This window comes from Phytobacter sp. MRY16-398, from assembly GCF_003925915.1.
GTDB classification, from domain to species: domain Bacteria; phylum Pseudomonadota; class Gammaproteobacteria; order Enterobacterales; family Enterobacteriaceae; genus Phytobacter; species Phytobacter diazotrophicus.
In genome coordinates this window covers 2846166-2860140 of record NZ_AP018756.1, presented here as the reverse complement: position 1 = coordinate 2860140, position 13975 = coordinate 2846166, and the positions used below count along the sequence as shown (strand labels likewise).

Annotated in this window: 12 protein-coding genes; 11 read left to right on the top strand and 1 reads right to left on the bottom strand. The window is 53.2% G+C overall.

The genetic code is table 11. The features are described 5' to 3' along the window. Positions 1-2: 2 nt before the first annotated feature. From MRY16398_RS14180 to nifM, 3 genes are read left to right on the top strand one after another with little or no spacing between them, the layout of a single operon-like run. Entirely contained in the window at positions 3-260 is a 258-nt protein-coding gene (locus MRY16398_RS14180; RefSeq protein WP_071194320.1) for a nitrogenase-stabilizing/protective protein NifW, read from the top strand. Next, a complete protein-coding gene (locus MRY16398_RS14175) occupies positions 257-700 on the top strand; it encodes a nitrogen fixation protein NifZ (protein WP_125124632.1) in 444 nt (147 codons plus the stop codon). The genes MRY16398_RS14180 and MRY16398_RS14175 overlap by 4 nt, the downstream gene beginning before the upstream one ends. Then, on the top strand, positions 697-1491 hold the full coding sequence (gene nifM / locus MRY16398_RS14170) for a nitrogen fixation protein NifM (protein ID WP_125124631.1): 795 nt from the start codon (positions 697-699) through the stop codon (positions 1489-1491). The genes MRY16398_RS14175 and nifM overlap by 4 nt, the downstream gene beginning before the upstream one ends. A 391-nt stretch (positions 1492-1882) precedes the next feature. Here the strand turns inward: nifM and MRY16398_RS14165 are convergent, their stop codons facing one another. Further along, positions 1883-2413 (bottom strand): flavodoxin, encoded by a 531-nt coding sequence (locus MRY16398_RS14165; protein WP_125124630.1) that lies wholly within the window; start codon positions 2411-2413, stop codon positions 1883-1885. A 358-nt stretch (positions 2414-2771) separates the two neighbouring features. Between MRY16398_RS14165 and nifL the strand changes: the two genes are divergently transcribed. The 8 genes from nifL (at position 2772) to MRY16398_RS14125 (ending at position 13947) form a co-directional block, all read left to right on the top strand. Then, a complete protein-coding gene (gene nifL, locus MRY16398_RS14160) occupies positions 2772-4259 on the top strand; it encodes a nitrogen fixation negative regulator NifL (RefSeq protein ID WP_125124629.1) in 1488 nt (495 codons plus the stop codon). Further along, on the top strand, positions 4256-5827 hold the full coding sequence (gene nifA, locus MRY16398_RS14155; protein WP_107222758.1) for a nif-specific transcriptional activator NifA: 1572 nt from the start codon (positions 4256-4258) through the stop codon (positions 5825-5827). Before nifL ends, nifA begins: the two co-directional genes overlap by 4 nt. 167 nt (positions 5828-5994) lie before the next feature. Continuing rightward, the gene (nifB, locus tag MRY16398_RS14150; protein WP_108701250.1) at positions 5995-7395 is read left to right on the top strand and encodes a nitrogenase cofactor biosynthesis protein NifB; all 1401 of its coding nucleotides are present in this window, start codon (positions 5995-5997) and stop codon (positions 7393-7395) included. Continuing rightward, a complete protein-coding gene (locus MRY16398_RS14145) occupies positions 7392-7895 on the top strand; it encodes a nitrogen fixation protein NifQ (protein WP_108701249.1) in 504 nt (167 codons plus the stop codon). The genes nifB and MRY16398_RS14145 overlap by 4 nt, the downstream gene beginning before the upstream one ends. Before the next feature lie 193 nt (positions 7896-8088). Further along, complete coding sequence (locus tag MRY16398_RS14140; protein WP_039078952.1) at positions 8089-9327, top strand: EAL and HDOD domain-containing protein; 1239 nt, start codon at positions 8089-8091, stop codon at positions 9325-9327. A gap of 267 nt (positions 9328-9594) precedes the next feature. Next, a complete protein-coding gene (locus MRY16398_RS14135) occupies positions 9595-11172 on the top strand; it encodes a methyl-accepting chemotaxis protein (protein WP_039078951.1) in 1578 nt (525 codons plus the stop codon). Positions 11173-11425: 253 nt separating this feature from the next. Further along, the gene (locus MRY16398_RS14130; protein ID WP_125125674.1) at positions 11426-13279 is read left to right on the top strand and encodes a phospholipase effector Tle1 domain-containing protein; all 1854 of its coding nucleotides are present in this window, start codon (positions 11426-11428) and stop codon (positions 13277-13279) included. Then, positions 13276-13947 (top strand): DUF2931 family protein, encoded by a 672-nt coding sequence (locus MRY16398_RS14125; RefSeq protein ID WP_232034413.1) that lies wholly within the window; start codon positions 13276-13278, stop codon positions 13945-13947. Before MRY16398_RS14130 ends, MRY16398_RS14125 begins: the two co-directional genes overlap by 4 nt. Positions 13948-13975: the final 28 nt, after the last annotated feature.

Here is a 13975-nt window from a genome sequence, read left to right as displayed (position 1 = left end):
ATATGCAGTGGTTTTATCAGATTCCCGGTGTCGATGAGCTGGAGAGCGCTGAATCCTTTTTTGATTTTTTTTCCGTCCCGTATGAGCCCGCCGTGTTGCGAAGCCGCTGCCTGCTCGTGCTGAAAGCCTTTCACCATAAACTGCGCGACAACGTCCCGCTGCGTAATCTGCTGGAGGAGGACACACGCGCGCCGTGGCTGCTGGCCCGGCGGCTGCTGGCAGAGAGCTACCAGCAACAGATTAGCGGAGGTGGGCAATGACTCCGACCTTTACCTTTGGCGATGAGGTGCGTGTGACGCGGGCCATTCGTAATGACGGTACCATGCCCGGCTATACACGCGGCCAGTTGCTGGTTCGACGTGGCAGTACCGGGTTTGTTCGGGAATGGGGCGTGTTTTTGCAGGATCAGATTATCTACCAGATCCACTTTCTCGACGGTGACATCATGGTTGGCTGCCGTGCGCAGGAGCTGATCCCGGCAGGCCAACCCTGGGATGCCGGGATGCTGCAATTCGGCGATCCTGTCACCGCCTTACAGCCCCTTTCGGTCAATGGCGCGGTGGTGGTCAGCGCCGGCGCAATGGGTCAAATCGAAGCTACCGATCAGGGGCATGACGGCAATAGTTACACCGTCACCTTTTCCGGACGCTGGTTTCATGTACCCGCCAGCGCCCTGCGCCTAGCTGAGGAGATTGCATGAGTACAGCCTGGGAGCAATTCGGCCGATGGCGTCTGGCGAAGAGCCGCTGGAAGTGCGAGCCGCAGGAAATTCCCGCCGGTGAAAAAGCGGCCTTTGAACAGGCGTGGCGTCGACAGCGTTTTCTGGAACAGACTGTCGTTCAGCAGGCCCGTGATTTATCGGTCACCGATGACCTGTTACAGCGCATTGGATCATCGCTGGCAGAGTTACTCGCTGAGAGTGCGCTTAGCGGTGAAGAGCGCCTGGCGGTGGTACGTCATCATGCGCTGATGGAGCTGCAATTTGCGCGGATCACCGGGCAGGCACCTAAACCTGATGACCTGGCAGTGCTCGCCTGGTATCAGCGTAATCAGGAAAAATTCAGGCGCCCGGAGCAGCGGTTAACCCACCATCTGCTGCTCACCGTTGATGACGATAGCGAGAGTGTGCGCCGCCAGGCGATGCAGTTTTACCGGGACATTCAGGCCGCACGTGAGGTATTCCCCCGCCTGGCAAAACGCTATTCCCACTGTCCGAGTGCCTTAGAAGGTGGGCGGTTAGGCTGGATCAGCCGCGGTTTGCTGTATCCCGCGCTTGAATCCGCCCTGTTTGCCTTACCGGAAAACGGTATCGCCGCGCCGGTGGAAACGGAGCTGGGCTGGCATCTTGTCTGGTGTGAACGTATTCGCGAGCCTCAGGCGTTGCCACAGACAGAGGCGCTGGAAAAAGCACGGGCGTTTTTATGGCGCCAGCATCAGCAGCAGCGGCAACAGACCTGGTTAAAGCAGTTGATGGCCGGGATGGCGGATTGAGTGCGCTGGTTTCTGAGTTTGCGCGTTTTTAAGAACCCTGACCCGGCTGGCGCTGCGCTTAGCCGGGCTACCTGGCACCGAACCCGTAGATACTGTGAACGTCTTCAACCTTTTTAGCCACGGCTAACTCGTTTTCCCGCATGACAACCACAGCGACATCTTTGTGCCCCCTGGCACGTTCACGGGTTCTGTCGCGACAGAAAAGCAAGGAACTTAAGGTGAACGAGATGGCCATCAGAGCCGCATTTTCCCCTCACCCTGGCCCTCTCCCCAAAGAGGAGAGGGGACCGTTCGTGCTCGCATTTTTGTGGGGATTCCTCAGCCCATATGGAGAGGGTCAATTCGTAGCCCGGCTAAGGCGCGCCAGGCGCCGCATCCGGGAGAAAACCGCTTACAGGATCTGCGGCTTAATCTGCTCCAGCCACGACGCTACCCGCTCTTCTGTTAAATCAAACTGATTATCCTGATCCAGCACCAACCCGATAAACTTCCCGGCCTCAAGTGCGGCGGAAAAGGAAAAATCATACCCGTCGCCTGGCCACTCACCGACAACCTGCGCGCCACTGCCCACCACCGCGTCATAGAGGGGGCGCAACGCGCTGGCAAAGTTATCCGGATATCCCTGCTGATCGCCAAGCCCAAATAAGGCAACAATTTTACCGCTAAGATTGGCATCAGCCAGTTGATCGATAAACTCCCCCCAGGATTCATTTTCACACCCGGCGGCAAGCCCCGGCAACTGCCCGTCCCCCAGCGTTGGCGTACCGAGAACCAGCACCGGGTACGACAAAAACGTCTCCAGCGACGTGCGGTTAATATTGACCGGCGCATCCGCCACATCCCCCAGTTTTTGCTGGATCAGTTTGGCGATTTTGCGGGTTTTTCCCGTGTCACTGCCAAAAAAAATACCAATGTTAGCCATGTCGCGCTCCTGTTGAGAAAGAATAAGGCCGCCTGCAAACGGCGGATATCCCTTCTCCTGTTGCGAAGGCTGTGCCAGGTTTTTTTAAGGCCTTCTGTGCACTGAAATGGGTGAAAAAATGATTCTTTTTTGTGCAGGCACCGTCCTCTCTCCGCTATCCAGACCTGCTTTGAAGGCCTGTGAGGGCCAAATCAGGGCCAAAACACGAATCAGGATCAATGTTTCGGCGCGTTACCTGTTCGAAAGGTGCACTCTTTGCATGGTTAATCACACCCAATCAGGGCTGCGGATGTCGGGCGTTTCACAACACAAAATGTTGTAAATGCGACACAGCCGGGCCTGAAACCAGGAGCGTGTGATGACCTTTAATATGATGCTGGAGACCAGCGCACCGCAGAACATTGCGGGCAACCTCTCACTTCAACATCCCGGACTGTTTTCCACGATGGTTGAACAGGCTCCGATCGCGATTTCGCTGACCGACCCGGACGCGAGGATTCTGTACGCTAATCCGGCCTTTTGTCGCCAGACCGGTTATAGCCTGGAAGAGCTGCTCAACCAGAACCATCGCATACTGGCAAGCCAACAGACGCCGCGCAGCATTTATCAGGAACTGTGGCAAACGCTGCTGCAACAGATGCCCTGGCGCGGTCAGCTCATCAATCGCCGTCGGGATGGCAGCCTTTATCTGGCTGAGGTCGATATCACCCCGGTCGTCAACAAACAGGGCGAATTGGAACACTACCTCGCCATGCAACGTGATATCAGCGCCAGCTATGCGCTCGAACAGCGATTGCGCAATCACACCACCATGAGCGAGGCGGTGCTGAACAACATTCCTGCCGCCGTGGTGGTGGTCAACGAGCAGGACCAGGTGGTCATGGACAACCTCGCCTACAAAACCTTCTGTGCCGACTGCGGTGGCAAGGAGCTGCTCACCGAACTGGATTTCTCCCGGCGCAAAAGCGATCTCTATGCCGGGCAAATACTGCCTGTGGTGCTGCGCGGCGCCGTGCGCTGGCTCTCTGTCACCTGCTGGACCTTGCCGGGGGTGAGCGAAGAAGCCAGCCGCTACTTTATTGATACCGCGCTGCCCCGCACCCTGGTGGTGATAACCGACTGCACCCAGCAACAGCAACAGGCCGAACAGGGCCGTCTCGATCGTCTCAAACAGGAGATGACCACCGGGAAGCTGCTGGCCGCGATCCGTGAATCGTTGGATGCCGCGCTGGTTCAGCTAAACTGCCCCATCAATATGCTGGCGGCGGCGCGACGTCTCAACGGTGAAGATAACCATAACGTGGCGCTGGATGCCGCGTGGCGCGAGGGGGAAGAGGCGCTGGCCCGCCTGCAACGCTGCCGCCCTTCTCTCGATCTGGAAGAGAGCGCGCTGTGGCCTCTGCAACCGCTGTTTGACGACCTGCGCGCCCTTTACCATACCCGCTATAACAATGGCGAAAATCTGCACGTTGAAATGGCCTCTCCGCATCTGGCGGGGTTTGGTCAGCGCACGCAGATCCTTGCCTGTCTCAGTTTGTGGCTCGACCGTACGCTGGCCCTCGCCGCCGCGCTACCGGACAGAACGCTGCATACCCAGCTTTACGCCCGTGAAGAGGATGGCTGGCTGTCCATTTGGCTGACAGATAATGTGCCGCTCATCCATGTGCGATACGCCCACTCCCCCGATGCCCTGAACGCCCCCGGCAAAGGGATGGAGCTGCGGTTGATTCAAACCCTGGTTGCCTATCATCGCGGCGCAATAGAACTCACTACCCGCCCTGAAGGCGGTACCTGCCTGACCCTGCGATTCCCGTTATTTCATTCACTGACCGGAGGCCCACGATGACCCAGCGACCCGAGTCGGGCACCACCGTCTGGCGTTTTGATCTCTCACAGCAATTTACCGCCATGCAGCGCATCAGCGTGGTGTTGAGTCGCGCAACCGAGATAAGCCAGACGCTGCAGGAGGTGCTGTGTGTTCTGCATAATGACGCGTTTATGCAACACGGCATGCTGTGTCTGTATGACAACCAGCAGGAAATTCTGAGTATTGAAGCCTTGCAGGAGGCAGACCAACATCTGATCCCCGGCAGCTCGCAAATTCGCTATCGCCCTGGCGAAGGGCTGGTAGGAGCCGTACTGTCCCAGGGACAATCTCTTGTGCTGCCGCGTGTCGCCGACGATCAACGCTTTCTCGACAGGCTTGGCATCTATGATTACAACCTGCCGTTTATCGCCGTCCCCTTAATGGGGCCAGGCGCGCAGACGATTGGCGTGCTCGCCGCGCAGCCGATGGCGCGTCTGGAGGAGCGGCTTCCTTCCTGTACGCGCTTTCTGGAAACCGTCGCCAATCTGGTCGCACAGACAGTCCGGCTGATGACCCCGCCTGCCGCCGCCACACCGCGCGCCGCGATTGCCCAGACCGAACGCCAGCGCAACTGTGGCACTCCTCGCCCCTTCGGTTTTGAGAATATGGTAGGCAAAAGCCCGGCCATGCAGCAGACAATGGACATTATCCGCCAGGTTTCGCGCTGGGATACCACGGTACTGGTGCGCGGCGAAAGCGGCACCGGTAAAGAACTTATCGCCAATGCTATTCATCACAACTCCCCTCGCGCCGCCGCGCCCTTTGTGAAATTTAACTGCGCGGCGCTACCGGATACGCTACTGGAGAGCGAATTGTTCGGCCATGAAAAAGGGGCGTTCACCGGCGCGGTTCGCCAGCGCAAAGGACGTTTTGAACTGGCCGATGGCGGCACACTGTTTCTTGATGAAATTGGCGAAAGCAGCGCCTCGTTCCAGGCCAAACTGCTGCGTATTTTGCAGGAGGGTGAAATGGAGCGCGTTGGCGGCGACGAAACCCTGCGCGTCAATGTGCGTATCATCGCCGCCACCAACCGGAATCTGGAAGAAGAGGTGCGGATGGGCAATTTCCGCGAGGATCTCTATTATCGCCTCAACGTAATGCCCATCTCCCTGCCACCGCTGCGTGAACGTCAGGAAGACATTGCCGAGCTGGCGCACTTTTTGGTGCGCAAAATTGCCCATAACCAGGGGCGTACGCTGCGCATCAGTGATGGCGCCATCCGTCTGCTGATGGGATACAACTGGCCCGGTAACGTGCGTGAGCTGGAAAATTGCCTGGAACGTTCGGCAGTGATGTCAGAAAACGGCCTGATCGACCGCGATGTGGTGCTCTTTAACCACCGTGAGAACACGCCAAAACTCGCTATCGCCGCCGCGCCAAAAGAGGATAGCTGGCTTGATCAAACGCTGGATGAACGTCAACGGCTGATTGCCGCGCTGGAAAAAGCCGGGTGGGTGCAGGCCAAAGCGGCGCGTCTGCTGGGTATGACGCCCCGTCAGGTCGCCTATCGGATACAAATTATGGATATCAGCATGCCCAGGATGTGACGGCTCACTTTGTGACATTCAGCACATTGTCAGCCAAACGCCACATTTACGACAAACAACGACGAACAACGATTTTATAACGTCATATTTTTCAAGTAATTACATTTTATGTGAGCGGTACGGGTTTTGCAGCAGGAAGACATGACTACGCAAATTAAGGAGCGATCATGACTTCCTGCTCTTCCGCTACTGGCATGGGTTGCCAGGCGCCTGGTGAACCCTTAACTGATTTTATCGCCAACAAAGTGGCATCACACCCCTGCTACTCTCGTAGCGGTCATCACCGTTTCGCCCGCATGCACCTGCCGGTCGCCCCTGCCTGCAATTTGCAGTGTAACTACTGCAACCGAAAATTCGATTGCAGTAATGAATCCCGCCCCGGCGTCTCCTCGTCGTTGCTTACTCCCGAACAGGCAGTGGCGAAAGTACGCCAGGTCGCGACGGCAATTCCTCAACTGTCGGTGGTGGGGATCGCCGGTCCCGGTGACCCGCTGGCGAACATTGGCCGCTCCTTCAAAACACTGGAACTGATCCGTGAACAGCTACCGGATTTGAAGCTGTGTCTGTCGACGAACGGCCTGATGCTGCCCGATGCCGTTGACCGGTTGCTGGAGGTCGGCGTTGACCACGTCACCGTGACCATTAACACCCTCGATCCTGATATTGCCGCGCAAATCTATGCCTGGCTGTGGCTGGACGGTGAGCGCTACAGTGGCCGCGAAGCCGGAAAGATCCTCGTGGCCCGCCAGCTTGAAGGGGTGCGCAGACTGACGGAAAAAGGTGTGCTCGTGAAGATCAACTCGGTGCTGATACCCGGTATCAACGATCATTCTCTGGTGGATGTCAGCCGGACATTGCAGCAATACGGCGCCTTTATTCATAACATTATGCCGCTGATTGCCCGACCAGAGCATGGCACCGTTTTTGGCCTCAACGGTCAACCTGAGCCGGATGCGGCGATGCTTGCCGCCACTCGCGAGCAGTGTGGCGAGGTGATGCCGCAAATGACCCACTGCCAGCAGTGCCGCGCGGATGCGATAGGTATGCTGGGCGAAGATCGCAGCCAGCAATTTCTGTTTACGCCGACAGAAACGGCGCCTCAACCCTGGCTGCCGACATTACAAAAACGCGCCAGGCTACACGCCAGTATCGCCACGCAGGGCGAGTCAGACGAAGCGGATGCCTGCCTGGTCGCGGTCGCCTCCACGCGGGGAGACGTGATTGACTGTCATTTTGGTCATGCGGATCGTTTTCGTATCTACAGTCTTTCCGCTGCGGGCGTTGTTCTGGTGAATGAGCGTTTTACCCCCAAATACTGCCAGGGAAGCGACGAATGTGAACCCCAGGACAGTGAAGCACGTATGGCAGCGATCATGGCGCTGCTGGCGGATGTAAAAGCCGTTTTTTGCTCACGTATTGGCTACGGTCCCTGGCAGCAACTGGAGGCACAGGGTATTGAGCCTTGCGTTGATGACGCGTGGCAACCGGTCCTCCCGACGCTTGCGCGCTGGTGGGAAAAGGCGCGTCAACAGTGGCAACAAGACGATTGTCACAAGGGGGTGGCATGACCCTCATCGCGCGGCACTACTGGCTTGATCGCCTGGTACAGCTCTATGCGCAGGGTGAAGGTTGTTACCCCTTGCAGATGGGGCTTTCCGACGATCACTGGCTGGCGCTCAGCGCGCACAATACCGCGCCGTCGGATGTGGTTTTGCGGCGTACGTTGATGTCGGAGCTGATCGCCAGCCGTAAAGAGGAACGAACGCAACTGGCCGACTGGCTGGCATGCCATATGTTGCCGGGAGCAGATCCGATGCATCAGATCATTGCCAGTGTGTCGCTGGCATTCAACCATCTCTGGCAGGATCTCGGGCTGAGTTCGCGTGAGGAATTGCGCGAACTGATGACCGACTGCTTTCCGCAACTGGTGGAGATGAACAGTGAAAATATGCGCTGGAAGAAGTTTTTCTATCGGCAGCGCTGTTTACAGACAGAAGGAGAGATCATTTGTCGCTCGCCCAGTTGCGACGCCTGTTGCGAACGGCAGCTCTGTTTCGATACGTATTAACCCTTCTGGCCCTGCCCCCATGCAGGGCCTCAATTCTTTACCTTTCACAAATTGTTAAATCACGCACTTATGCCTATATTTTTAATAATCATAAGGGAGTTTTTGCTAAGCAAGCGTGTTCATTTACCTGCGGCGTTAATGTACCTTGTATTATCGAGAATGATGTGAGGCGTACGGATTTGTGAGGTAATGAATGTTTTCTTTTGTGGCCAGACAGGCAATTTTTGATAACAAATTAAACACTGTCGGTTATGAACTGCTTTTCAGGGATAGCATGGTAAACCGTTTCCCTGATGTTTCATCGGAACAGGCAACCACGCAACTGATTGAAGAACAGTTTTTTGGCGCGCCAGTGGGCCGCAAAGATGAGAACAATTCCGTTTACGTTAATTTTCCGCATCAATTATTGGTGGATGGCCTCGCCGAAACCCTGCCCAAAGACCGTGTCATCATTGAAATTCTCGAAACCGCCAGCCCCGACCATCGCTTGCTGGAAACCGTAAAACGGATGCAAACCCAGGGTTTTCGTATTGCCCTGGATGATTTTTCGCTGAGTAGCGAATGGGATGCGTTTATTCCCTATATTAATATTATTAAATTCGATATTCAGAAAAATACGCGTGAAGAAATTGCTGCTTATATAGGCAATAAGCGCGAGATGCTACGTCATGCAGTTTTTCTTGCTGAAAAGGTAGAAAGTTATGACGAGTTTGAAGCCTATAAAAAAATGGGTTTCCACCTCTTTCAGGGCTATTTTTTCAGCAAACCCGTAGTACATAAAAGAAACAAATTGTTACACAACCGCGCATTTGCCTTAAAGCTCATGCACGAAGTCAACGTCGAATCGCCAGATTTGAATCGCATCGAAGATCTACTTAAACGCGATGTGTCGTTGTCTTTCAAAATTATGCGTTACGCACAAAATATCCTTTATAACAAAAGGGGTATTTCAGGTTTACGCAACCAATCGTTGAAAGATATTGTGCTTTATCTCGGGATTAATGAACTGCGTCGCTTTGTACTGGTCGCCTGTTTAACTTCATTCGAAACCGTCAAGACTACCGAAATCTATTATTTAAGTCTGATTCGCGCCAAATTCTGCGAACTGGCTGCGGCCCGAACCCCCTCTCACCCGTTATCCAACGAAGCCTTTATGGTTGGGCTATTTTCGTTACTGGATGTGATCCTCGAAATGCCGCTGGAAGATCTCATGGCGCAAATTGCGGTTTCACAAGAGGTGATCATGGCTTTGCAGCACCAAAACGGCGTGCTTTATCAGTATGTTTGCCTTGCTATGCTCTACGAGCAACGCATGTGGGAAGAAGCCAGCGATATGGCGCAGGATATAGGGCTACCAGAAGCAGCAGTGACCGAGATGATGAATAAAGCGACAAAATGGGCCGATGAGTTACCGGTGAGTTTTGCAAAATAAATAACTGAAACCATTCCTTGGGTGGTTATTTTCACTGCTAAATTATTTATGGGTGAAACATTATTTCAGTTTTTAAATACACATATTCTTTTCATTTTATTTACACTTTTAACATCCATACTGTTTCGACCAGAGCCTGTTTTTTAACCATCACGGATTTCATCGCAATAAAATAAAAATATGTGATTAAGATCAATTAAAAATAATCAATATTTTCGCGTTTATTACCGATATAGGTAAAACCTTTTCATTAAAAAAATGATCACTATGAAAAAATTTTCTCAGGCATCTGTATTAGCAAAATTGCTCACTGGCTTTTCCATTCTTATAGCGATGATGTTAGTACTTGGTATTGTCTCCATTTATCAGTTGCACATCAGTAAATCCCATATTGATAAATTCCGCGATAATCGCATGCCGGGCGTCAGATATACCCTGGAAATGCGTGGCGTATTATCAGAAATGCGCTTACAGCAAATTCAGTATATCGGTTCCGTCACACCTGCCGAGCGGGAGCAACATCGTGGCGAACTGCTGCAAAACCAGGCGACATTTTTAAATGCCCAGCGCCAGTTTGCTAAAATTTCCGCCGACGCACCGGAAGATACCCGCACACTGTTTAATACCGTTGTCGACAACTTCCGTAATTTCGTCGACGTTAACGCCAAAGTTATCGAGGCTGTTAGCGCGGGCAGACTTGAGGAAGCATCCAAAATCAGCGGCGCGGTGTCGTCCAAATACCGTACCCAGTTGATGAAAGACCTTGCTACCCTGGTGGACAAAGAAGTGGCCAGCGGTGAAGAAGCGGGTGCGATTGCGCAGTCCGGCTACGACAAAGCGCTCTACACTTTCTGTGGGTTGTTGCTACTGGCACTGATTGCCACCGGGTTCATCGCCCTGGTTATCTCCCGTAGCCTCTCTCGCCAGTTGGGCGGCGAGCCTGCTTACGCCGTGGAGATCATGAATGAAATTGCCTCGGGTAATCTGAAAGCCGACGTCAAACTGAAAGACAACGACACCCAGAGTTTGCTGGCAACCATCAAGTTTATGAATAGCAAACTGGCCGATATTATCGATGGCATCATTCATGGCAGCGAAGCTATCTCCCTTGCCGCCAGTGAAATTTCTCAGGGTAACAACGACCTGTCTCAACGCACTGAGGAACAGGCCGCCTCACTGGTGCAAACTTCGTCTAACATGCAGCAGATTACGGAAAACGTAAAAAGCAACGCCGACAACGCCCGCCGGGCCAGCGAACTGGCGCGCGAAACGTCACAGACCGCCGTAAAAGGCGGAAAAGAAGTGGACGATATGCTCAAGCGGATGCATGAAATCTCCGACAGCTCGCAGAAAATCGTCGATATCATTTCTGTGATTGAAGGGATTGCTTTCCAGACCAACATCCTGGCGCTCAACGCCGCCGTTGAAGCCGCCCGCGCCGGTGAACAGGGTAAAGGTTTTGCCGTGGTCGCCGGTGAAGTGCGTACTCTGGCGCAAAAAAGTGCCAACGCCGCGAAAGAAATTAAGCAACTTATCGAAGGGACCGTCCATAAAATTACCGACGGCTCTCGTTATGCAGACACCGCCAGCCGGGCGATGGAGCAGATCGTCACCTCTGTTAATAAAGTGACCGATATTGTCGCGGAGATTTCCGCTGCCTCGACCGAGCAGCATCAGGGGATTCGTGAAATCAGCGTCGCCATCGACCAGATGGATCAGGTTACCCAGCAGAACGCCACGCTGGTGGAACAGGCCGCTGTCGCTGCTCACTCCATGTCTGAGCAAAGCGAACAATTGCGTAACTCCGTGCGTTTCTTCCAGTTAAAAATGCAAGATCCACGCTAAGAAAACGTGACGCCGGGAAACCGGCGTCTCTCAATCATCGTCCCCCCTCTTCATTCCTTCGCAACTCTCTTCTGACATCCCTGATACTACAACCCAGAAAACCCTTAGCATCATCCTGGAATACGGCTGGAATTTAGGTTTAGTACAAAGACCTGGTTACCATACGCACAACGTCTTTGAAACGTTTCCAGATTTGAAAATCTACTGACAGGCGTTGCCGAAGGATCGGAATCAAACATCAGGGAGGATAATGATGGCAATAGGATATTTTTTAGTCAGAGGCGACAAAACTACCTGTGGCGGCGTCATTATTGAGGGGGCAGATGATCATACCATCATGGGAATACCGCAGGCACGAGAGTTCGATAGCGTAACCTGCGGCAGATATTCTGGCGTTTATAAAATAATAGGGGGTGTTCCCCAGACATTTCTTCACGACAAAATGATGGCAGGGACGCTGCACAGCATAAGTAGCTGCCCATGCCGTTCTCGATTTATCGCATCTCAGCTCAACGATACATATGAAACAGGCGGAGGTGAGCGAGAGCCAACACAGCACGCGCAATCTGCCCATAAGCCAAATTTGACCACACCTGCTCCTGAACAGGAAAAACAGGAAGAAAAGCGCGAAGTGACGCTAACGATTGGCATTTTCTTTGATGGTACAGGCAATAACGCCGTCAATGCCGCAAACATGATGAAAGCATGTACGGCCGAACACTACCACATGTCAGGCAGGGAAGCCGAAACGCTTCTGGGTAAATGTGCACGAGATAAATTCGGTGTTTCAGGTATCGGCGCAACCAGTTATTTGGGGTATTACACCAACGTGCATTGGTTAGCAACGTTGTATAAACAACGTTTCTCACCAGACAGTACTGAGATTCAGCATCCCATTTATATTGAGGGTATCGGAACTGAATCAGGTAAACCCGACAGTACTATCGGACAGGGATTGGGGATATCCGACACGGGTGTTATTGCCAAGACAGACAGAGCCGTAGCTGTTATTGGTGAGCATATTCAGACAGTCCTGGCTGAATTGAATAATAATATTCCAGATACTCAGCTCATCATCCAGTCCCTCCAGTTCGATATCTTTGGTTTCAGTCGTGGCGCCGCGGCAGCCAGACATTTTGCCAACCGGGTATATGCGCGAGACCCGGCCATTATCAGCGCTATCCAGGATGGCATGCGAGGTATGTCCTTTACGGGGCTGCCCGCCGGAAAGACCCGTTTTATTGGCATTTTTGACACTGTGGCTGCAATTGGCACTCCGACAAATGGGTTCAATCCCCATAATGCCGACACAGGAGCAGTAAATATTGCGCTTCGTCCCGGCGTGGCAGAAAAAGTCTTTCACATCACGGCGGCACATGAATGCCGGTTCAATTTCGCGCTAAATAGCGTAAAACCCGCATGGCCGGAGCTGGCATTGCCAGGCGTACACTCGGACATTGGCGGAGGGTACCTGCCATTACTGGAGGAAAATCTTTTTTTGACGCGCCCGCAAACGGATACCGTACCGCTCCGTCAACCCGAAGAAGAGACCAGAGGTTACTATCAAACCCTAAAACAAATGGCAATCCTCGATAATTACCCTTGCATCGCCCCGATCATGCGTACCAGCGAGATTTCTGCAGAGACCTGGTTTGACGACCGCATGCCGTCTGATCGCTACGGAGAGCCACAAAAGCGCAGCTATGCTGCATTAACGTTGCGACACCGAAATGTCAAAAACGACTGGTCGAAAGTAGTGCTACGAGTGATGCTCGATGCAGCGCAGGATGCGGGGGTGTTATTTGAGGATATTCAAGAAAACGATAATTTGAATCTTCCTCCTGAGCTGATTCCGCTTTGTAAAAAAGCGATCGCAATAGGAAAAGCCGTGCGATCCGGCCAACCGCCGGAAAAATTTAGCGAAAAAGAATTGAATATAATCGCCACGAACTATATTCACTGCTCGGCGCACTGGAATGCCATTCTCACTGATTCGAGCGGCGTTATTCGTGGTGGCGCTTCCCCTGCCGAGCTGATTGGTTTTGTTAACCGGCCAGATGAAAATTGGATTCGAACGATTTATAACATGGACGGGAAAAAGGCATGATGTCAAAAATCCCCGCAGCCCTGATTTTGTTGATGGCTTTAAACGGCTGCCAGGCATGTGCACCGCAGACGCCGGAAGAAACCGGCGAAATGCCTTACGGCAAATGGCAGTTCGCCTTTTTTACCCCAGAAGCCTTACCCGCTTTAGTCTCACGTGCGTTGATTATCGACAGTGAAGATGTCGTTTATACCTTCGGCACGCTTGATAGAGTACCCGGCTATCCCGGGACCATAGGAACCTGGAATAACCGGGTCAGGATGCATGCACATTTCAACAAAGCGCGCCATCCTCCGGCCATGATGTTGTTCTGCTGGGACTCGGTGATTGATAAAAAAACGTACGAGACGCGGATTGTGTTTCACCGCTCCATCCACGACACCATGATGACGCCAACCGGGAAAGATCGCTTAGGCAACACAGCCTGGTACAAGACCCTGCTGATTGGTCTGGCACCGGAAGGGAAAGTCCGGATATGGCTGCAGAACAGCGCAGAGGGAGATAACCTTCCCGTTGAGCCACGAAGGCTCACCACCCTGTCCGGGGAAGGTCTTGATGCCTGTAAACAGGTGCCGACACTAATTGATTTTAATTACAGTATTCCTGATGGATATGACCAGTACGTAAAAGATTTCATCAAGGATAAAACCTACCCCTACGGTCGCTGGTGATCCTGGCTGAAATAACGGACTGTTCCAT

Coding starts and splice junctions, on each gene's coding strand:
- MRY16398_RS14180 (WP_071194320.1), top strand. CDS start 3: ATGCAGTGGTTTTATCAGATTCCCGGTGTCGATGAGCTGGAGAGCGCT.
- nifB (WP_108701250.1), top strand. CDS start 5,995: ATGACTTCCTGCTCTTCCGCTACTGGCATGGGTTGCCAGGCGCCTGGT.
- nifM (WP_125124631.1), top strand. CDS start 697: ATGAGTACAGCCTGGGAGCAATTCGGCCGATGGCGTCTGGCGAAGAGC.
- MRY16398_RS14140 (WP_039078952.1), top strand. CDS start 8,089: ATGTTTTCTTTTGTGGCCAGACAGGCAATTTTTGATAACAAATTAAAC.
- MRY16398_RS14135 (WP_039078951.1), top strand. CDS start 9,595: ATGAAAAAATTTTCTCAGGCATCTGTATTAGCAAAATTGCTCACTGGC.
- nifA (WP_107222758.1), top strand. CDS start 4,256: ATGACCCAGCGACCCGAGTCGGGCACCACCGTCTGGCGTTTTGATCTC.
- MRY16398_RS14125 (WP_232034413.1), top strand. CDS start 13,276: ATGATGTCAAAAATCCCCGCAGCCCTGATTTTGTTGATGGCTTTAAAC.
- MRY16398_RS14165 (WP_125124630.1), bottom strand. CDS start 2,413: ATGGCTAACATTGGTATTTTTTTTGGCAGTGACACGGGAAAAACCCGC.
- MRY16398_RS14130 (WP_125125674.1), top strand. CDS start 11,426: ATGGCAATAGGATATTTTTTAGTCAGAGGCGACAAAACTACCTGTGGC.
- MRY16398_RS14175 (WP_125124632.1), top strand. CDS start 257: ATGACTCCGACCTTTACCTTTGGCGATGAGGTGCGTGTGACGCGGGCC.
- nifL (WP_125124629.1), top strand. CDS start 2,772: ATGACCTTTAATATGATGCTGGAGACCAGCGCACCGCAGAACATTGCG.
- MRY16398_RS14145 (WP_108701249.1), top strand. CDS start 7,392: ATGACCCTCATCGCGCGGCACTACTGGCTTGATCGCCTGGTACAGCTC.